The organism is Mycolicibacterium chlorophenolicum (assembly GCF_001044235.1).
Classification (GTDB): domain Bacteria; phylum Actinomycetota; class Actinomycetes; order Mycobacteriales; family Mycobacteriaceae; genus Mycobacterium; species Mycobacterium chlorophenolicum.
On record NZ_JYNL01000069.1, the window covers coordinates 159,999 to 178,939 of the forward strand.

Sequence of the window (18,941 nt, forward strand, 5' to 3'; positions counted from 1 at the left end):
GGTCAGTACTCGATGGCCTCGATCAGCGGCGACGGCTCGTCCATCAGCGCCCAGAACCGGTCCCGGATGGCCACGGTCATCGGACCGGGCGCACCGGCGCCGATCGGCTCGCCGTCGAGGGTGTTGATCGGTGTGACGCCGCCGGCGGTGGTGACGGCCATGATCTCGTCGGCCTCGTAGAGCTCGTGGCTGGTGACGTCGCGCAGGGTCGCCTCGATGCCCATCGCGTCGGCGATCTCGAACACGGTCTTGCGGGTGATCCCGGGCAGTGCGTTGCGCGACGGCGACGCCAGCTTGCCGTCCTTGACGATGCACACGTTGAACCCGGGACCCTCGGCCACGCAGCCGTCGGAGTCCAGCAGGATCGCGGTGCGGGCGCCGCGGTCCTTGGCCTCGAAGCTGGCCGCGGTGAGGTCGCCCCATTGGTAGTTCTTGATCGTCGGGTCGACGGTGTTGCGCCCGGCGCGCCGGACGTGCCGCGGCACGACGGCGGTGGTGCCGAAGATCTGCTCGTACGGGGGGAACGCCCACAGGTAGGGAATCGCGTAGATGTACACCTGGTGGGTGAGCTTGGACAGGTCCTTCTCGCCCTTGCGGCGGCCGTAGCCGCGGGTGACGGTCAGGTTGACGAACGACTCACGCAGCTGGGACATCGACACGCACTTCTTGGTGATCTCGGCGAGTTCGTCCTTGCTCATCCCGGCGTCCAGGCGCAGCTTGCGGGCGCCGTCGAGCAGCCGGTCGAGGTGATCGCCGAGCCGGAAGATGTTGCCGTGCCACACGTGCGCGACGGTGTAGGTCAGATCGGAGTGCCCGAAGCCGGTGTCGAAGATCGAGATCCGCGCGTCCTCGGCGGGGATGAACTCGCCCTCGATCCAGGCGACACCGCCGGCGTACGGGCTCGAGGTGTCCAATTCGTAGTCGCTGTACTGGATCACCGAGCCGGGCGGGGTGTCCTCCCGGATGGCGCCGGGCTCGACGGCGACGAGGTTGGACATTCCTGTATCAACAGCGGTCATGGGAGACAATGCCTTTCGGTTATCAGGGGTGGCGCTCAGAGATTGTTGTTCTTGGCGTACGTCGCGCCGGCGTCACCGCGCGCCAGGCGCGATTTCAGGCCGGTGGCCCACCACAGCGCCGCGACGGCGACGATGCCGAGGAACACCCACTTGTTGCTGGTGAACTGCGGGAGGAAGAGCAGGGCCACCGCGACGGCGAGGAACACCACGAGCGCCGTCACGTAGAGCGGAAGCCGGAACCGGCCGAGGTCGAAGGTGCCGGGCTCACCCTGCGGGATGGTGCCGCGTCGGTAGCCGACGATCAGGCCGATGGTCTGCAGGATGTAGACGAAGAAGAACAGCAGCGACGCGATACCGATGATGTAGTTGAACGCCTTCTCGTTGACCAGCGCCGAGAGCAGCAGAACCGTTGACAGGCAGCCCAATCCGAGTACCGCGTACGTCGGCGCCTTGCTCTTCGGTGAGACGTGGCGCCATACGTGGGAGAACGGCAGCATGTTGTCGCGGGCCATCGAGTACGTCAGCCGGGTGGCCACCAGGATGTTGGCCAGCAGGCACGCCAGGATGTTCGTCAGCGCGACGGCCACCACGATCTTGGTGACGACGGGACCGGCCTGCTGGGTGATGATCTCCTCGATCGGGGCGGCCGAATTCGCCTCGACCGCAGCGGCATCCTTGATGGCCAGCACGTACACCACGTACATCAGGAACTCGATGACGATCGAGGTGATGAGCGCGTAGAACATGGTCTTCGGCACCACGCGGCGGGCGTTCTTCGTCTCCTCGGCGACGTCGGCCCCGGATTCGACGCCGATCAGACCGAAGAACGGTCCTAGCGCCGCGGCGAGCCACGCCAGCATGTAGGAGTCCTTGTCACCGGACTGCCCGCCGGTGAACAGGGTCGAGATCGGCTGGTGGTTCTCCGGTGAGGAGAACGCGATGATCGCGATCAGTGCGGTGGCGCCGACGGTGATGACCAGTTCGAGGCTGACGCCGATGTTGTTGACCATCGTCGCGAACCGCACGCCGTAGATGTTGATGAGCACACAGACGAACACCACCGCGATGGCGAGCAGGATCTGCGCGCTCTGGCTCATGCTCCAGCCGAACAGCCCGCCCAGGTAGCCGGACAGGATGAAACCGACGCCTGTCATGCCGCAGACCCAGCCCAACAGCGCGATGACGCCGGTGAACCATGCCAGATTGGGGCCGTTGATCCGGCTGATCCACTGATAGGAGTAGCCGGCGAGGGGAAGCTTGGCCGTCAGATCGGCGGCGATGAACGTCCACAGGGCGAACACCGCGCCGGCCAGCAGCAGCGTCCACACGAACGGTGCGCCGGCGGTGAAGTAACCGGCGCCGAAGCCGGTGAACACTGCGGTGGTGGCGCTGATCGTCGCGAATCCGATCGCGAACGAGGCCAGCGTGCCGACCGAACGGTCCAGCTTCTGGGTGTAGCCCAGTTCGGCCAGGACCGCGTCCTCGGCGTTCGGCGCCGGGGCGGTCGATTCTGAATGAGTGGGTCGGATCACTGCGTCGGTCATGGTCGCTCCAGGTCAAGCCGTGGGGATGAACACCTGCAGACAGACAACCGCCATCTCGCCGACACCGGAAGTTCGATGTTTTGATCTAGTCATAACCTGCGTTTATCACTGCCGCTCAGGCGACGGCTCGCCGCCGCTCCACTGCTCCTGCACGAGCCGGACCAGGGCATCGGCCTGCGGGGTCAGATTGCCGGGGTTCCAGGCCAGCGCGGTGTGGCTGGGCGGCCGGTCGCTGATCGGGACGTACGCGATGCCGGGCCGGTCGTAGAACCGGGCGACCGACGAGGTGGTGAAGCTGATGCCGAGCCCGCGGGCGATCGCGGTGGTCTCGGCCTCGTAGGTGGCCGCCACCGCGGCGATGGTCGGCGGCCGGTTGCCGCGCACGTCCATCGCCAGCCAGTAGTCGCGCCAGGTGCCCGCCGTCAGCGGCGCGCACACGATCGGATCGTCGAGCAGCTCGACGATCGAGACCTCGGGGCGCCCCGCGAGCCGGTGATCCCGGGGCAGGCAGGCCACCCACGACTCGGAGTCCAGGATCAGCATGCGGTGCTCGGGCAGGTCGACCGGCGGCCGGATGATCGCGACCTCGGTGGTGCCGTCGGCCAGGCCCGCCGTCGGGTCGGCGAAGTCGAACTCGATCGGTTCCACGGTGACGTCGGGGTAGGCCGCCTCGAAGTGTCGCACCAGCCGGAACAGCAGGTCGGCGCCGGTGCCGATGAGGTAGCCGACGCGCAGCACCCCCAGCCGGGTGCCCGACAGCGTGACCAGGTTGTCGACCACCGCGTCCACCCCGGACAGGGCCTGCTGCACCTGCGGCAGCCAGGCGGCGCCGAGGTCGGTGAGCGCGACCTCGCGGGTGTTGCGCCGGAACAGCACGACACCGAAGTGGTGCTCGAGTTGTTTGATCGCGGTGGACAGCGCGGGCTGGGTGATGAACAGCTTCTCGGCGGCGCGCCGGTAGTTGAGCTCCTGGCCGAGGACGGCGAAGTAGCGCAGTTGGCGCAACGTCACGTCGGTGCTCGTGGTTCGCCTCCTGAGCTGGTCGGGACACCGTGAAGCGATGCTAGGCGCACCGGTAGCCTGAGACACCGTGACTTCTGCATCAGGTGTCGGCCTGGCGACGATCGCCGGCGACGGATCGGTTCTCGACACGTGGTTCCCGGCTCCCGAACTGGGCGGCGACGGGGAGTCCCCCGGCACGGTGCGGCTGTCGGTCGTCGAGGTGCCCGCCGAGCTCGCGGAGCTCGCCGGCCGCGACGAGGACCGCGACGTCGAGACGGTCGTGGTGCGCACGGTGATCGCGTCGCTGAAGGACAAGGCCGTCGACGCCTATGACGCGTACCTGCGGCTGCATCTGCTGTCACACCGGCTGGTGGCGCCGCACGGGCTGAACGCCGACGGCTTCTTCGGCGTGCTGACGAACGTGGCGTGGACCAACTACGGGCCCTGTGCGATCGAGGGTTTCGAGACCGTGCGGGCGCGGTTGCGCCGGCGCGGCCAGGTCACCGTCTACGGCGTCGACAAGTTCCCCCGAATGGTCGACTACGTCCTGCCCTCGGGGGTGCGCATCGCCGACGCCGACCGGGTCCGGCTCGGCGCGCACCTGGCCGCCGGCACCACGGTGATGCACGAGGGCTTCGTGAACTACAACGCGGGCACGCTGGGCAGCTCGATGGTCGAGGGGCGCATCTCGGCCGGTGTCGTCGTCGACGACGGCTCCGATGTCGGGGGCGGCGCGTCGATCATGGGCACCCTGTCCGGCGGCGGCACGGAAGTGATCTCCGTCGGCAAGCGGTGCCTGCTGGGCGCCAACGCGGGCCTGGGGATCTCGTTGGGCGACGACTGCGTGATCGAGGCCGGCCTGTACGTCACCGCCGGCACGAAGGTGGTCACCGGCGACGGGCAGAGCGTGAAGGCCCGCGAACTCTCCGGCGCCAACAACCTGCTGTTCCGCCGCAATTCGCTGACCGGGGCGGTCGAGGTGGTCAAGCGCGACGGCACCGGTATCACGCTGAACGAGGCCCTGCACGCCAACTGAACAGCCCGTCATGCACGGTGGCGCGCCGCCCATGCGGCCAGCGCGTCGGGCGTCGTGACATGGTCGAGCGCCCGGATCACCGCACCGTGCAAGGGTCCGTCCTCGCCGTGCTGCGCGTCGAGCACCGGCGGCGGCGATTCCTTGCGGAACGCCATCAGGGCATCGCGGTAGGCGGCCTCGAATTCCTCGGCGGCACAGGCCCGCAGCAGCGCCGCCGCACCCCCGAGCGTCACCACCTGCGGATCGTGCAGGTTCACCAGCGCCCCGGCGCCCCGGCCGAGCGAGGCCGCGACCTTCCGAAAAGCTCTGCGCGTCTTGACATCCCGACGGCCGAGCAGCCCGCGCAGATAGTCGACAGGGTCGGCGGGCTCGTCGACGCCGAGGTGACGCGCCATCGCGCGGCCGTCCACGGTGAGGTCCCAGCAGCCGCGGGCACCGCAGGGGCAGATCAACGCCGGATCACCGAACGGGATGTGGCCGTACTCCCCCGCTGCGCCGTGCGCCCCGGACACCGGCTCGCCGTGCACCACCAGCACCCCACCGACCCCTTTGGCGACCATCAGGTGGAGCGCGGTCGTCGCGGCGCGCGCGGCCCCGGTGCGGGCCTCGGCGAGCCCGGCCAGCGTGGCGTCATTGCCGACCAGGACGGGAATGTCGGCGCGGCGAGGAATCTTCGCGGTCAGCACCGACAGGTCGACATCGCGGCGCCCGCGCGAGGTGAACTGCACCAGCCGGGCATCGCTGACCGTTCCCGCCACCGACACCGAGACGGCCGTGAGCCGGTTGGCATGGCGGCGGTAGACGGTGCCGATCGCGCCGGCCAGCCGGCCGAGCGCGTCGTCGAGGTCGCCAGGATAGTCGTGTCGGGCCACCACGTCGGGTCTGCCGTCGAGGCCGGCGAGCGCCAGCCGCCAGTCCGCGGCCCGCAACTCCGCCGCCAGCACGAGCGGTCCCTGGTCGTGGGCGCCGAGCACTGTCGTCGGCCGGCCCCGGCCCCGGGCCGGAGCGGGCGCCTCGTCGAGCAGCCGGGCAGCGCGCATCCGGGAGATCAGTTCACTGGCCCCGCCGCTGCCCATCCCGAGGTGCGCGGCCGCCGCGGCCCGGGTGACGCCCGGCTCGGCGCGCACGACCCCGAGAAGCTCGGCGGCACTGTGCCAGCGGAGCCGTCCCGACTGCGAAGAGGCCATGGCGCACATAATCCTTTGGTTTAAACTCGGCCGTTGAGTATATTCACACCGCGTGAGTGTGACCATCGATCAGGCCGCGACGCGCGGACTCCGCGACGCCCTGCCCGCCCTGCTCTCGCTGGCGCTGGCCTCGTGCCTGGCGGTGACCACGGAGATGCTCCCGGTGGGTCTGCTGCCCGACCTCGGCGCGGCGTTCGGGGTGTCGGATGCCACGACCGGCCTGCTCGTCGGGCTGTACGCGGTGATGGTGGCCGTGTTCGCGGTGCCGCTGACGATGGTCACCTCGCGGTTCGCCCGCAAGCCGCTGCTGATGGCCACCGTGGCGGGGTACGCGGTGAGCAATGCCGCGGTCGCCCTGGCGCCGTCGTTCGCGGTCGTCGCGGCGGGCCGGACCGTCGGCGGTCTCACCCACGCCCTGTTCTTCTCGCTGCTGATCGGGTACACGCCACGGCTGGTGTCGCGGGCCCTCGTCGGCCGGGCGCTCGCGATCGCGGGATGCGGCGTCTCGGCCGGCCTGGTGCTGGGCGTGCCGCTACTGACGTCGCTCGGCGCGGCGACCGGTTGGCGCACGCCGTTCGTGGTGCTCGCCGTCGCGGCCGTCGGCACCCTCGCGTGGATCGGTGCCGTGCTGCCGGCCGTGGCCAACACCAGCGAAACCGGAGCGCGCGAGCCGGGCCGTCGCGGCCGACTGGTGGCCGTGTCGGCGTCCAACATGCTCGTGTTCGTCGGCCATTTCACCGCCTACACCTTCATCAGCCTGCTGCTCATCGGCAGCGGCGTGGATGCGGCGTTCATCGGCCCGATCCTGCTCGGCTGCGGCGCCTGCGGGCTGGTCGGACTGTGGTACGCCGGCCGCGGCCTGGATCGCAATCCGCGTCGAACCACGCTGATCATCCTCTGCGCCACGATGATCGCGGTGGCCGCGCTGGGTGTCGCGTGGCCGGTGATGGCCGGCGTGCTGGCCGCGACGGCGATCTGGTGCGGCGCGTTCGGCGGGGTGCCGTCGCTGTATCAGGCGTGCGCAGTACGCACCCACGCGGTGTCCCCCGAACGCGCGGGTGCCTGGGTCAACGCCACGTCGAACGTGGGAATCGCCGGTGGATCGGCGATCGGCGCCGCGCTACTCGAGACCGCCGGCCTGGGCATGCTGCCCTGGGTCGCGATCGCGCTGATCGGCGTGGGTACCGCCGTCGTCGCATTGTCCCGCAATGCCTTTCCGGCTCAGCCGTAGATCAGCCCGCGGCGTTGGGCCGCAGCGGCGGACAGTTGCCCTGCGCGTCGGCGGCGAGCTCGAAGTGCCAGATCTCGTTGGCGTAGATCTGGCACAGCCCGAACTGCCTGCCGTTGGCGATCAGCCACTGATCCGCCTCGGGCGGTCCGATGTCGATGGCCTGACCGGTGACGTGCCTGGACACCTCGGGGGTCGCGACGAACTGCGCGGCCGCCGCGACGCTGCCGTAGGTCCCCACCGCGTCGTCGAACAGCCTCTGCTGGAAGCCTTTCGAGCGCCAGCCCGAGGTGACGCGCAGCTCGATACCCGAAGCCTCGGCAGCCCGCGCGGCGTTCTGCACAGCGGTCAACAGTGCCGGATCGATCTGCGAGAGAATCGGATTCGTGACATCGAACGGTGAGAGTGTGGTGCCGTCGGGCAGCCAGCCGCCGGTGGTGTCGACGGCGGCCGGACCGATCGCGAGCTGGTCACCGGGCGGCGTTGCCGGCTCGGGCGGTGGCGGGGGCAGCACGATGCTGGTCTGCACGAGCATCACCTGAGGCGACTGGCCGCACGCGGTCAGCGTGACCGCCAGCGCTGCGCCGATCGCCGCGAGCGCGCGCACACAGCTCACTCGTCGCCCACCAGGATGCAGAACTCATTGCCCTCGGGGTCGGCGAGCACCACCCAGCTCTCGTCACCCTGGCCGATGTCGACCCGGCGCGCTCCGAGCTCGAGCATGCGGGCGACCTCGGCGTCCTGGTCGTCGGGGGTGAAGTCGAAGTGGATCCGGTTCTTCACCACCTTCTCGTCCGGCACGGCGAGGAAAAGCCAGTCGGGGCCGGCGCCCGCCGGGGCCCGCAGCGCGACGTCGCCGTCGTCGGTGTCCTCGGCCGGCCAGCCCAGCACCTGCGCCCACCAGGCCGCCAGCGCCTGCGTGTCGTGAGCGTCGATGCACACCTCGGAGAACCTCAGACCCATTGCAGCAGTTCCTTCTTCAAGACCTTCCCCATCGCGTTGCGTGGCAGGGCGTCCACGACGCGAACCTCACGCGGCCGCTTGTGCACCGAAAGCTGCTGTGCGACATGATCGATCAACTCATCGGGGGCGGCATCGCCGACCACGAACGCGACGATCCGTTGCCCGAGATCGGCGTCGGGCGCCCCGATGACCGCGGCCTCGGCCACCCCGGCGTGGCCGAGGAGCACGGTCTCGATCTCGCCCGCACCGATCCGGAAGCCGCCACTCTTGATCAGATCCACCGACGCGCGGCCCACGATGCGGTGCATCCCGCCCGCGTCGATCACCGCGACATCGCCGGTGTGGTACCAGCCGTCGGCGTCCAGCACCTCGGCGGTGGCGTCGGGGCGATTCAGATAGCCGTCGAACAACGTCGGGCTCTGCAGGTGCAGCGCCCCGATGCTCTCGCCGTCGTGCGGCACGGCGGTGCCGTCCTCGGCGACCAGCCGGGTGGTGACCCCCTCGAGCGGCAGCCCGACCCAGCCGGGACGGCGCTCCCCGGCGGCCAGGGTGCTCAACGTGATCAGCGCTTCGGTACTGCCGTACCGTTCCACCGGTTGGTGCCCGCTGAGCGCGGCCAGCCCGTCGAACACCGGCACGGGCAGCGGCGCACTGCCGGAGACCAACAGCCGGGCCGGCGCCAGCGCGCGGGCGGCGTCGCCGTCGGCGACGATCCGCGACCAGACGGTGGGCACGCCGAACACCAGTGACCCGCCTTCGGAGACTGCCTGGGCGTAGTTCTCCGGTGTGGGCTTGCCGGTGTAGACGAAGCGGTTGCCGATGCGCAGCGATCCGAGCAGGCCCAACACCAGGCCGTGCACGTGGTACAGCGGTAGCCCATGGACGAGGGTGTCCTCGGCCGTCCACTGCCAGGCCGCGGCGAGCATGTCGAGGTCGGCGGCGATCGCCCGGCGGCTGAGCAGCACGCCCTTGGGCAGGCCGGTGGTGCCGGAGGTGTAGACGATCAGTGCGGTGGCGTCCGGTGGCGGTTCGGCGTAGCGGTGCCAGGACCGGGCGTGCAGCCGCACCGGAATGTGCGGCAGGCCGTCGGTGTCGTCGGGTCGTTCGCCCAGCCACGCCTGGGCGCCAGAGTCGGTGAGGATGTGCCGGCGCTCGGCGGCGCCCACGTCGGCGGGCACGGGGACGACGGGCACCCCGGCGATCAGGCAGCCGACGACGGCCAGCACCGTGGCCGGTGTCGGGCGGGCCAGCACGGCGACCGTGGCGGCGCCGCCCACCCGTTCGGCGACCGAGGTGGCCGCGCCCACCAGATCGCTGCGACTGAGCGTCACGCCGTCGATGCGCACGGCGTCGTCGATGTCGGCGCCCGCGGCGACGGCCGCGGGGTTCAGGGAGGCCAGCAGCACGAGAACTGAGGCTACCCGCCGGTCATACTGATGCGATGGATTCGATCCGGGCGCTCGCCTCCCGCCAGGTGTACCAGAACAACTGGTTGACGATCCGTGAGGACGACATCCGCAGGCCCGACGGCAGCAGCGGCATCTACGCGGTGGTCGACAAGCCGACGTACGCGCTGGTGATCCCCCGTGACGGGGACCGCTTCCATCTGGTGGAGCAGTTCCGCTATCCGCTGGGGTTGCGGCGCTGGGAGTTTCCGCAGGGCACCGCGCCCGACCGCGCCGATCTCGAGCCGGCCGCCCTGGCGGCCCGCGAACTGCGCGAGGAGACCGGGCTGACCGCCGCATCGCTGGTCGAACTCGGCATGCTCGACGTCGCGCCCGGGATGAGCAGCCAACGAGGTCGGGTGTTCCTGGCCACCGGGATCATCGAGGGGCCGCACGACCGCGAACACGAAGAGCAGGACATGCGCAGCGCGTGGTTCGAGCGCGCCGAGATCGAACAGATGATGCGCGACGGCGTGATCACCGACGCGCAGTCGATGGCCGCCTGGACGCTGCTGCTGCTCGCGGGACACTGACGCGCGCCGACGAGACCAACCCGTGACGCAACCGTGCCCGTGGGTGTCGTGTCGGTGGGGCACCGCGGCGGCGCGGGCGGATACGTTGCAGAGGTCACTGGAGAACCATTGCGAGGGACCATGTCTGCCCGACGGAGTGCACTGGCGGCGGCGACGCTCGTCGCGGCGGCCTGTGTCTGCCCCGGCGCCACCGCCACGGCGGCGCCGCCGGACTGGAGTGGGCGCTACACGGTGATCACCTTCGCGTCGAACAAGCTGGGCACCAGCATCGCGGCCCGCCAGCCCGAACCGGATTTCCGCGCGCAGTACACCTTCAGCACCTCGTGCGCGGGCACCTGCGTGGCGACCGCGAACGACGGTCCGGCGCCGAGCAATCCGACGATCCCCCAGCCGAGCCGGTACACGTGGGACGGCAAGCAGTGGGTGTTCAACTACAACTGGCAGTGGGAGTGTTTCCGCGGCGACGACGTGCCCCGCGAGTACGTTCCGGCGCGCTCACTGGTGTTCTACGCGCCGACGCTGGACGGCTCGATGTACGGCAGTTGGCGCACCGAGATCCTCGACGGCATCTGCAAGGGCACCGTGGTGATGCCCGTCGCCGCCTACCCGGCCTGAGCGCGCCGCTCGGTCAACGCCCGCAGGAAGAACGTCAGGTTGGCCGGACGCTCGGCGAGCCTGCGCACGAAGTAGCCGTACCACTGCGAGCCGAACGGCACGTAGACCCGTACGTGGTTGCCCTCGTCGGCCAGCCGGCGCTGCTCGCCGTCGCGGATTCCGTAGAGCATCTGGTACTCGAAATCGTCGGTGCTGCGCTGATTCTCGCGGACCATCGGCGCCACCGCGGCGATGATCTCCGGATCGTGCGAGGCCACCATCGGGTAGCCGCGGCCGGCCATCAGGATGCGCAGGCACCCCAGGTAGGAGTCGGTGATCTGGTCGGTGTCGCGGTAGGCCACCGACGCCGGCTCGTCATAAGCGCCCTTGCACAACCGGATTCGGGCCCCCGAGGCCGCGAACTCCGAGCAGTCGGCCTTGGTCCGCTTCAGATAGGCCTGCAGCACGGTGCCCACCCAGTCGAAGTCGACCCGCAGATCCCGCACGATCGACAGCGTCGAATCCGTCGTGGTGTGGTCCTCTGCGTCCACGGTCACCCACACCCCGGCGCGGTGCGCGGCTTCGCAGATGGTGCGCGCGTTCTCCAGGGCGATCTTCTCGCCGTCGTGCGGCAACGCCTGCCCCAGCGCGGAGAGCTTCAGTGACACCTCGAGCGGACGCACCCGCGGCTCCGCCGCCTCCGACCGGCCGGCGAGCGCGTCGAGCAGGCCCAGGTAGGCCTGCACCGTCGCGTCGGCGGCGTCGGCGTCGGTGACGTCCTCACCGAGGTAGTCGATCGACACCAGCCGCGACGAATCCCGCAGCGCCACAATCGCCGTCATCACGTCGTCGAGCCCCTCGCCCGGAACGAAGCGGTGCACCACCCGCCGGGTCAGCGGGACCCGTTCGGCGGCGCGGCGCAGCCCGTCCTGCTTGGCGGCGGCCAGGATGACCGGTCGCGCGAACTGTCCGAACACGCCCATGGCTCAGCCCTCCATGTGGGGATAGGTGTGGTGGGTGGGGGGTACGAAGGTCTCCTTGATGGAGCGGGCCGACGTCCACCGCGTCAGGTTCAACGCCGAGCCGGCCTTGTCGTTGGTGCCCGAGGCCCGTGAGCCACCGAAAGGCTGCTGGCCCACGACGGCGCCGGTCGGCTTGTCGTTGACGTAGAAGTTGCCCGCCGCGTGCCGGAGTCGCTGCTGCGCGGTGAGCACCGCGGCGCGGTCGTCGGCGATCACCGCGCCGGTCAGCGCGTATCGCGCCCCGCCGTCGACGACGTCGAGGATGCGGTCGTAGTCCTCGTCGGGGTAGACGTGCACGGCCAGCAGCGGCCCGAAGTACTCGGTGGAGAACGCCTCGTCGGTCGGGTCGTCGGACAGCAGCACGGTGGGGCGAACGAAATAGCCTTCGCTGTCGTCGTATTCGCCGCCGGCGGCCACCGTGACACCCGCCGCGCCCTTGGCCCGCTCGATCGCGGCCACGTTCTTGGCGAACGCCCGCTCGTCGATCAGCGCGCCGCCGAAGTTCGTCAGGTCGGTGACGTCGCCGTAGCGCAGCGCCTCGGTGGCGCCGAGGAAGTCGTCGCCCATCTGCTGCCACACCGAGCGCGGAACATACGCCCGCGATGCGGCCGAGCACTTCTGCCCCTGGTAGTCGAACGCACCGCGAATCAGGGCGGTGCGCAACACATCCGGCCGCGCTGACGAGTGGGCGACGACGAAGTCCTTGCCGCCGGTCTCCCCGACCAGCCGCGGGTAGGTGTCGTAGCGGTCGATGTGGGTGCCGACCTCGCGCCACAGGTGCTGGAACGTCGCGGTGGACCCGGTGAAGTGGATGCCCGCCAGCCGCGGGTCGGCCAGCGCGACGTCGGACACCGCCTTGCCGTCACCAGCGACCAGGTTGATGACACCCGGCGGCAGACCGGCCGCCTCGAGCAGCTGCATGGTCAGGTACGCCGCGAACGTCTGCGTGGGCGACGGCTTCCACACCACGGTGTTACCCATCAGAGCGGGGGCGGTGGGCAGGTTGCCGGCGATCGCGGTGAAGTTGAACGGGGTGATCGCGTAGACGAAGCCCTCGAGCGGGCGGTGATCGGTGCGGTTCCACACCCCGTGTCCGCTGACGGGTTGCTCGGCCAGGATCTGCCGGGCGAACGCGACGTTGAATCGCCAGAAGTCGACGAGCTCGCACGGCGCGTCGATCTCGGCCTGGTAGGCGGACTTGGACTGGCCGAGCATCGTGGCGGCGGCGATCTTCTCCCGCCACGGTCCGGCGAGCAGGTCGGCCGCACGCAGGAACACCGCGGCGCGCTCGTCGAACGGGGTGGCCTCCCAGTCGGCCTTGGCGGCGAGCGCGGCCTCGACGGCGGCGGTGGCGTCGGCGTGGTCGGCGTTGGTCAGTGTGCCCAGCCGCGCGGCGTGCCGGTGCGGCTGCACGACGTCGATCCGGTCGCCGGCACCCATGCGGTGCCGCCCGCCGATGACGTGCGGCAGGTCGATCGGCTCGGCGGCGAGCCGGGTCAGTGCGTCGAGCAGCCTGGCGCGTTCCGGGGAGCCGGGGGCGAAGTCCCCGACGGGCTCGTTGGCGGGCAGCGGTACGTCGGTGATCGCATCCATGTGCCCAAGCATGCCCACTTCGGCCGCGGTATCCGATGGCCGATCGGACAACGCCTGGCAGAATTGTTGGTTGGATCACACAAGAGGGAGGCGCCATGGCGGCGACATCGACGGGCCTCGGCCTGGGTCAGCTCCTGCTGGCGCTGGACCGCACGATGGTGACGCTCGTCGAGGCGCCGCGCGGGCTGGACATGCCGGTCAGCTCGGTGGCGCTCGTCGACGCCGACGACGTGCGTCTGGGATTGGCCGTCGGCCCGGGGCCGGCCGACGTGTTCTTCCTGCTCGGGGTCTCCGACGTGGAAGCGGTCGGATGGCTGGAACGGCATACCGGCCGACCCGCGGCGATCTTCGTCAAGGAACCCACCGCCGCTGCGGTGAGCCGTGCGGCCGCACTGGGCGCCGCGGTGGTCGCCGTCGAACCGCAGGCCCGCTGGGAACACCTGTACCGCCTCGTCAACCACGCCTTCGAGCACCACGGTGATCGCGCTGACCCGCAGCATGATTCGGGCACCGACCTGTTCGGGCTGGCCCAGTCGATCGCCGACCGCACCCGCGGCATGGTGTGCATCGAGGACGCCGACAGCCGGATGCTCGCGTACTCGGCGTCCAGCGGGGAGGCCGACGAGCTGCGCCGGCTGACGATCCTGGGCCGCTCCGGTCCGCCCGAGCATCTGGAGTGGATCGGCCAGTGGGGCATCTTCGATGCGCTGCGCGCCGGCTCGGAGGTGGTGCGGGTCGCCGAGCGGCCGGAACTGGGGCTGCGGCCGCGGCTGGCGGTCGGCGTGCATCTTCCGTCCGAGGACCGGGAGCGGCCGGGGTTCGCCGGGACGATCTGGCTGCAGCAGGGGTCGGCGCCGCTGGCCGACGACGTCGAGGAGATCCTGCGGGGCGGGGCCGTGCTGGCGGCGCGCATCATGGCGCGGCTGGCGGCGGCGCCGTCGCAGCACACCGCGCGCGTGCAGCAGCTGCTGGGCCTCGCCGGCACGGACGCCGACGACGTGGCGGCACTGGCCCGCGATCTGGGTATCCCCGCCGACGCGCGCGCGGCAGTGGTCGGGTTCCGCGGCCTGGACCGTTCGGTGCCCGCCGATGTGATCGCGTTGAGCGCGACTGCTTTTCGCGCCGACGCACAGGTGGTCAGCGCCGGCGACCGGGTGTTCGTGGTGCTGCCGAAGGTCACCGGCGCCGCGTCGGTGACGTCGTGGGCCCGCGGCCTGGTCGCCGCGCTGCGCCGCGAGCTCGACCTCGAGGTGCGGGCGGTGACGGCCTGCCCGCTGGCGGGGGTGGCCGCCGCGGCGGCGGCGCGGGCCGAGGTGGATCGGGTGTTCGACAGCGCACAGCGCCATCCCGGCGCGATCGGTCAGGTCACGACGGTCGACGAGGCACGCACGACGGTGCTGCTCGACGAGATCGTCTCGCAGGTGGCGGCGCAGCCGCGGCTCGTCGATCCGCGGGTGCGGGCGTTGCGCGAGCAGGAGCCGATGCTGGCGACCACGCTGCACGCCTTCCTCGACGGCTTCGGTGACATCGGGGCGATCGCCCAGCGCCTGCACGTGCATCCCAACACCGTGCGCTACCGCATCCGGCGGGTGGAGAAGCTACTGGCGACCTCGCTCGACGACCCCGACGACCGGCTGGTGCTCGCGTTGGCGCTGCGCGCCACCGAACCCTCCTGATCTGACCGCGAGCAGACGCAAACTCGCGTGATCGCGGCGCTGTCTGCCGGAGTTTGCGTCTGTTCGCGCTAGGAGGTCAGGCGGGCCGCCGCGGCGGCGATGCGCTCGTCGGTGGCGGTCAACGCGACCCGGACGTGCTGCGCACCGCGGGGGCCGTAGAACTCCCCCGGCGCGACGAGGATGCCGCGCTCGGCGAGCCAGGCGAGGGTGTCGCGGCAGGGCTCGCCGCGGGTGGCCCACAGGTACAGCCCGGCCTCGGAGTGGTCCACGGTGAAACCCGCCGCGCGCAGCGCAGGCAACAGCTGCTCGCGGCGGCGCGCATAGCGGGCGCGCTGCTCACGTTCGTGCCCGTCGTCGTCGAGGGCGGCCACCATCGCGGCCTGCACCGGAGTGGGCACCATCATGCCGGCGTGTTTGCGCACCGCGAGCAGCTCGGCGACCACCGCCGAGTCCCCGGCGACGAACCCGGCCCGGTAGCCGGCCAGCGACGACGTCTTCGACAGCGAGTGCAGCGCCAGCAGACCGGTGTGGTCACCGTCGCAGACGTCGGGGTGGAGCACCGACAGCGGCGCGGTGTCCCAGCCCAGCCCCAGGTAGCACTCGTCGGAGGCGACGAGCACGCCGCGCTCCCGGGCCCAGCCGACCACCTTGCGCAGGTGCTCGACGCCGAGCACTTTGCCGGTCGGGTTGCTCGGCGAGTTCAGGTACACCAGCGCGGGCACCGACGGCCCGAGCTGGGTCAGCGAATCGGCGCGCACGACGGCGGCACCGGCGAGCAGCGCACCCACCTCGTAGGTGGGATAGGCGAGCTCGGGGACGACGACCGTGTCCGCGGCGCCGAGGCCGAGCAGCGTGGGCAGCCACGCGATCAGTTCCTTGGTGCCGATCACCGGCAGCACCGCGTCAGGCGCGAGACCGGTGATGCCGTACCGGCGGGCCAGCGCGGCGACCGCGGCCTCGCGCAGCGCGGCGGTGCCCGCGGTGGTCGGATAGCCGGGCGCGGCACTGGCGGCGGCCAGGGCCTCCCGGATCACCGGCGCGACCGGGTCGACCGGCGTGCCGACCGACAGGTCGACGATGCCGTCGGGGTGTGCGCGGGCGGTCGCCGTGACGTCGGCGAGGGTGTCCCAGGGGAACACCGGCAGCGCCGCCGACCGCAGTGGCCGGCGCGCCTTAGGCCGTGGGATCGTGCTCAGTCTTCACCCTGCGGGGGCAGGTCCTTGACCGCCTGCGGGTCGTTGTCGGTCTGGCCGACCTTCGACGCGCCGCCGGGCGAGCCGAGTTCGCTGAAGAAATCCGCGTTGATCTGGGTGTAGCTGCTCCACTGGTCCGGCACATCGTCTTCGTAGTAGATGGCCTCGACAGGGCACACCGGCTCGCAGGCGCCGCAGTCGACGCACTCGTCCGGGTGGATGTACAGCATGCGTGCGCCCTCGTAGATGCAGTCGACCGGGCACTCCTCGATACATGCCTTGTCTTTGACGTCGACGCAGGGCTCGGCAATCGTGTACGTCACGAACTTCTCCTAAGTCCTCTCGAACTACCTGTCCGGTGGGGCTGTCCCGGCAAGCGCACTGATGGGCGCGACCGTTGTGGCAAGTATCCCTGCCGTTTGTTGGACGCGCGTGTCAGTGTGCCCTAACTCGTACGCGCAACCGGGTTAGGGGTTGCGCGTGGTTACAGATACTAAACGTCTCATTTACTGGACGCCTAGCACCACACGCCTGTGCGTCATGCCGAAAGCTCGGCCCGCGGGTGGGCGGGCAGGAACGCCGCGACGAACACCGCACCGGCCAGACACACGGCGGCCGCGGTCAGGCAGCCCGCCCCGAGACCGGACAGGAACGCGTCGGTGACACCGGCGCGCAGGGCCGTCGCGACAGGTTCGGGCGCCTGCGCCGCGACGCCCAGACCCTGTGCCAGCCCTTCGCCGACCAGACTGCGCAGCGCCGGCGGCAGCAGAGCGACGGCCGGGGTGTCGCCGAGGCCGCCGGTGTAGAGCGTGGCGAAGATGCTGCCGATCACCGCGACCCCGAGGGTTCCGCCGACCTGGCGGGTGGCGTCGTTGACGGCCGAGCCCGCGCCGGCCTGCTCGGGCCGCACCACCCCCATGATCGAGTCGGTCGCCGGCGCGGAGGTCAGTCCCAGCCCGCCCCCGAGTAGCACCATCTGCGCCGCCATCTCGAGGTAGGAGACGCTGAGGTCGATCGTGGAGATCCACGCGAACGACGCCGCCATCATCAACAAGCCCACTGCGACAACCACTTTCGTGCCGACCCGGGTGACCGCGAGCTGGGTGCCGAGCACCGAGCCGATCGCGATCGAGCACGCGACGGGCAGGATGCGCAGGCCCGTACCCAGGGGGCTGAACCCTTGGAGCAACTGCATGAACTGGGTGATCAGGAAGATGAATCCGAACAGCGCGAAGAACGCCACGGTGACCGCACCGCTGGCGGCACTGAACCTCAGGTTGGCGAACAGCGACACGTCGATCAGTGGATCCGGCCGGCGGCGTTCCCATCCGACGAACACCAGCCCGGCGCAGAGCGCGACGGCGAAGCCCCCGAGCGTTGCGGCGCTGCCCCATCCGCGGGCGGGTGCCTCGATGATCGTGTAGACGAGCGCGCCGAGCAGGATCACCGACACCGCCACCCCGCCGAGGTCCATCCGGGTCCGGTCGGCCGGCGCCGCCGCGCGGATCGCCCACGGAGCAGCGAGCGCGGCGAGCAGCGCGATGGGCGCCAGCGCCAGGAAAAGGCTTCCCCACCAGAAGCTTTCGAGCAGCGCTCCGCCGAGGATCGGGCCGATGGCGACCCCGAGGCCCGTCACCGCCCCCCACGCCCCGATGGCTGCGGCGCGCCGACGCGGGTCGCGGAACGTGTCGGTGATGATCGCCAGCGTGGTCGGATAGATCAGCGCCGAGGCCACGCCCATCACCACCCGCATCAGGATCAGCGCGTCGGTCGTCGTGCAGAGTGCCGCACCGACGCTCGCCGCGGCGAACAGCAGCAGACCGGCGATCAGCGTGCGTCGCCGACCGAGTTTGTCGCCGACGGTGCCGCCCGCGAGCACGAGCGCGGCGAAGGCCAGGTTGTAGGCGTCGACGATCCACTGCAGCCCGCGGGTCGACGCGCCCAGTTCCGAATTCAGGGTCGGCAGAGCGACGTTGACGATCGTCGTCTCCACGTTGATGGCCAGCGCGGCCACCAGCGTGACGACCAGTGCGGCAATCGGTTTCGACGGCGCGGCCATGCGGTGCCGGGGCGGGACTGCGGTCAGCGACATGGCGGCCACCTTGATGTTGACAGTGTTAACACCTGTGAGCATGGCAGGCTGAGTTAACGCTGTCAACATAGAAGTCAGGCGCGCGGCGCCGACCGCAGTCCGTCCTCGACGACCTGGAGAAGCCGCTCGCTGATCAACCGCTTCTCCTCGGCGCCGGCATGGCTCAGCGGCCCGTCGAGGAAGAGCTCCGCCAGACCGTGCACCGCGGCCCACGCCGCCTCGTCGAAACCGGCGCGCCGGTCCGCGGACAGCACCCCGACCTCCACGAGGTCGTCGATGCAGCCGGTCAGGATCTGGAACGGATGCCGCGACGGGTCGACGTCCTCGTCGGCGCGGTCGGGTCCGTCCTTGGCGAACGCGGTGCGGAACAATCCGGGCTCGGCGAGCGCGAAGTCGACGTACGCGCGGCCTGTCGCCCTGAGTCGGGCCAGTGCCCGGCGGTCGCGCGGCCCTCGGTTGGGCACAGCCGCCACCGCCTCGCGCATGGCCTCCCCCAGTTGTCCCATCGCGTGGATCTGTACCGCGCCCAGCAGGGCACGGCGGTCGGCATAGTGCCGGTAGGCGGCCGAGTTGCTGACCCCGGCCAGGCGCTGGACGTCGCGCAGCACCACCGCGTCGGGGCCGCCGGCACGGGCCAGCGCGACGCCGTGGTCGAGCAGCGTCTGCCTGAGGTTGCCGTGGTGGTACGACGTGGCCGCCATGTTGACAAGTCTTACATCGACGCCGTCCACAACGCGGCGACGTCGCCGGGAATGAATTCGGACTGCGGTCCGTTTATCCGGGCGTGATCGTCGGATCGGCCGACGCGCTCCCG

General features: G+C 70.7%; 18 protein-coding genes. 5 read left to right on the top strand and 13 right to left on the bottom strand.

From position 1 onward, the window contains the following. Positions 1-2: 2 nt before the first annotated feature. The 3 genes from MCHLDSM_RS30510 to MCHLDSM_RS30520 form a co-directional block, all read right to left on the bottom strand. A complete protein-coding gene (locus tag MCHLDSM_RS30510; RefSeq protein ID WP_053083134.1) occupies positions 3-1,019 on the bottom strand; it encodes an aminotransferase class IV in 1,017 nt (338 codons plus the stop codon). Positions 1,020-1,054: 35 nt separating this feature from the next. Further along, the gene (locus MCHLDSM_RS30515; protein WP_048473532.1) at positions 1,055-2,563 is read right to left on the bottom strand and encodes an APC family permease; all 1,509 of its coding nucleotides are present in this window, start codon (positions 2,561-2,563) and stop codon (positions 1,055-1,057) included. Positions 2,564-2,668: 105 nt separating this feature from the next. Next, on the bottom strand, positions 2,669-3,574 hold the full coding sequence (locus tag MCHLDSM_RS30520; protein WP_048473533.1) for a LysR family transcriptional regulator: 906 nt from the start codon (positions 3,572-3,574) through the stop codon (positions 2,669-2,671). Positions 3,575-3,653: 79 nt separating this feature from the next. Between MCHLDSM_RS30520 and dapD the strand changes: the two genes are divergently transcribed. Beyond that, the gene (dapD, locus tag MCHLDSM_RS30525) at positions 3,654-4,601 is read left to right on the top strand and encodes a 2,3,4,5-tetrahydropyridine-2,6-dicarboxylate N-succinyltransferase (protein WP_048473534.1); all 948 of its coding nucleotides are present in this window, start codon (positions 3,654-3,656) and stop codon (positions 4,599-4,601) included. A gap of 8 nt (positions 4,602-4,609) precedes the next feature. Here the strand turns inward: dapD and MCHLDSM_RS30530 are convergent, their stop codons facing one another. Continuing rightward, positions 4,610-5,788, bottom strand: a complete 1,179-nt coding sequence (locus MCHLDSM_RS30530; RefSeq protein WP_048473535.1) for an ROK family transcriptional regulator — start codon at positions 5,786-5,788, stop codon at positions 4,610-4,612. Between the two features lie 58 nt (positions 5,789-5,846). On the opposite strand from MCHLDSM_RS30530, the gene MCHLDSM_RS30535 reads away from it, so the two are divergent. Next, a complete protein-coding gene (locus MCHLDSM_RS30535) occupies positions 5,847-7,019 on the top strand; it encodes an MFS transporter (RefSeq protein ID WP_048474098.1) in 1,173 nt (390 codons plus the stop codon). Between the two features lies 1 nt (position 7,020). Here MCHLDSM_RS30535 and MCHLDSM_RS30540 read toward each other — a convergent pair whose 3' ends face one another. The 3 genes from MCHLDSM_RS30540 to MCHLDSM_RS30550 are packed head-to-tail and all read right to left on the bottom strand — an operon-like array spanning position 7,021 to position 9,385. Next, positions 7,021-7,632 carry a M15 family metallopeptidase gene (locus tag MCHLDSM_RS30540; protein ID WP_048473536.1) on the bottom strand — a complete coding sequence of 204 codons (612 nt, stop codon included), beginning with the start codon at positions 7,630-7,632 and terminating at the stop codon, positions 7,021-7,023. Continuing rightward, entirely contained in the window at positions 7,629-7,979 is a 351-nt protein-coding gene (locus MCHLDSM_RS30545) for a VOC family protein (RefSeq protein ID WP_048473537.1), read from the bottom strand. Before MCHLDSM_RS30545 ends, MCHLDSM_RS30540 begins: the two co-directional genes overlap by 4 nt. Next, positions 7,970-9,385, bottom strand: a complete 1,416-nt coding sequence (locus tag MCHLDSM_RS30550) for an acyl-CoA synthetase (RefSeq protein WP_048473538.1) — start codon at positions 9,383-9,385, stop codon at positions 7,970-7,972. Before MCHLDSM_RS30550 ends, MCHLDSM_RS30545 begins: the two co-directional genes overlap by 10 nt. 35 nt (positions 9,386-9,420) lie before the next feature. Between MCHLDSM_RS30550 and MCHLDSM_RS30555 the strand changes: the two genes are divergently transcribed. Beyond that, positions 9,421-9,957, top strand: coding sequence for an NUDIX domain-containing protein (locus MCHLDSM_RS30555; protein WP_048473539.1), 537 nt, complete (start codon positions 9,421-9,423; stop codon positions 9,955-9,957). A 120-nt stretch (positions 9,958-10,077) separates the two neighbouring features. Next, positions 10,078-10,572 carry an Rv2253 family sensor-like surface protein gene (locus MCHLDSM_RS30560; protein WP_048473540.1) on the top strand — a complete coding sequence of 165 codons (495 nt, stop codon included), beginning with the start codon at positions 10,078-10,080 and terminating at the stop codon, positions 10,570-10,572. On the opposite strand, the gene MCHLDSM_RS30565 is transcribed toward MCHLDSM_RS30560, so the two are convergent. Beyond that, entirely contained in the window at positions 10,560-11,534 is a 975-nt protein-coding gene (locus MCHLDSM_RS30565) for a proline dehydrogenase family protein (RefSeq protein WP_048473541.1), read from the bottom strand. The two genes, MCHLDSM_RS30560 and MCHLDSM_RS30565, sit on opposite strands and share 13 nt — an antisense overlap. A gap of 3 nt (positions 11,535-11,537) precedes the next feature. Then, entirely contained in the window at positions 11,538-13,166 is a 1,629-nt protein-coding gene (pruA, locus tag MCHLDSM_RS30570; protein WP_048473542.1) for an L-glutamate gamma-semialdehyde dehydrogenase, read from the bottom strand. Between the two features lie 95 nt (positions 13,167-13,261). On the opposite strand from pruA, the gene MCHLDSM_RS30575 reads away from it, so the two are divergent. Then, positions 13,262-14,842 (top strand): PucR family transcriptional regulator, encoded by a 1,581-nt coding sequence (locus MCHLDSM_RS30575; protein ID WP_048473543.1) that lies wholly within the window; start codon positions 13,262-13,264, stop codon positions 14,840-14,842. A gap of 68 nt (positions 14,843-14,910) precedes the next feature. On the opposite strand, the gene dapC is transcribed toward MCHLDSM_RS30575, so the two are convergent. The 4 genes from dapC to MCHLDSM_RS30595 all read right to left on the bottom strand — a co-directional run bounded on the left by dapC (position 14,911) and on the right by MCHLDSM_RS30595 (position 18,828). Continuing rightward, positions 14,911-15,981 carry a succinyldiaminopimelate transaminase gene (gene dapC, locus MCHLDSM_RS30580; protein ID WP_048473544.1) on the bottom strand — a complete coding sequence of 357 codons (1,071 nt, stop codon included), beginning with the start codon at positions 15,979-15,981 and terminating at the stop codon, positions 14,911-14,913. Between the two features lie 53 nt (positions 15,982-16,034). Beyond that, a complete protein-coding gene (fdxA, locus tag MCHLDSM_RS30585) occupies positions 16,035-16,358 on the bottom strand; it encodes a ferredoxin (protein ID WP_043411558.1) in 324 nt (107 codons plus the stop codon). Positions 16,359-16,573: 215 nt separating this feature from the next. After that, entirely contained in the window at positions 16,574-18,127 is a 1,554-nt protein-coding gene (locus MCHLDSM_RS30590) for an MFS transporter (RefSeq protein WP_234714246.1), read from the bottom strand. Positions 18,128-18,201: 74 nt separating this feature from the next. Beyond that, a complete protein-coding gene (locus MCHLDSM_RS30595; protein WP_048473545.1) occupies positions 18,202-18,828 on the bottom strand; it encodes a TetR/AcrR family transcriptional regulator in 627 nt (208 codons plus the stop codon). Positions 18,829-18,941 lie beyond the last annotated feature (113 nt).

Bases quoted from the DNA above. Each gene is read 5' to 3' on its own strand.
- MCHLDSM_RS30510 (WP_053083134.1), bottom strand. From the start codon at position 1,019: ATGACCGCTGTTGATACAGGAATGTCCAACCTCGTCGCCGTCGAGCCC.
- MCHLDSM_RS30515 (WP_048473532.1), bottom strand. From the start codon at position 2,563: ATGACCGACGCAGTGATCCGACCCACTCATTCAGAATCGACCGCCCCG.
- MCHLDSM_RS30530 (WP_048473535.1), bottom strand. From the start codon at position 5,788: ATGGCCTCTTCGCAGTCGGGACGGCTCCGCTGGCACAGTGCCGCCGAG.
- MCHLDSM_RS30545 (WP_048473537.1), bottom strand. From the start codon at position 7,979: ATGGGTCTGAGGTTCTCCGAGGTGTGCATCGACGCTCACGACACGCAG.
- MCHLDSM_RS30555 (WP_048473539.1), top strand. From the start codon at position 9,421: ATGGATTCGATCCGGGCGCTCGCCTCCCGCCAGGTGTACCAGAACAAC.
- MCHLDSM_RS30560 (WP_048473540.1), top strand. From the start codon at position 10,078: ATGTCTGCCCGACGGAGTGCACTGGCGGCGGCGACGCTCGTCGCGGCG.
- MCHLDSM_RS30565 (WP_048473541.1), bottom strand. From the start codon at position 11,534: ATGGGCGTGTTCGGACAGTTCGCGCGACCGGTCATCCTGGCCGCCGCC.
- pruA (WP_048473542.1), bottom strand. From the start codon at position 13,166: ATGGATGCGATCACCGACGTACCGCTGCCCGCCAACGAGCCCGTCGGG.
- MCHLDSM_RS30575 (WP_048473543.1), top strand. From the start codon at position 13,262: ATGGCGGCGACATCGACGGGCCTCGGCCTGGGTCAGCTCCTGCTGGCG.
- MCHLDSM_RS30590 (WP_234714246.1), bottom strand. From the start codon at position 18,127: ATGTCGCTGACCGCAGTCCCGCCCCGGCACCGCATGGCCGCGCCGTCG.
- MCHLDSM_RS30595 (WP_048473545.1), bottom strand. From the start codon at position 18,828: ATGGCGGCCACGTCGTACCACCACGGCAACCTCAGGCAGACGCTGCTC.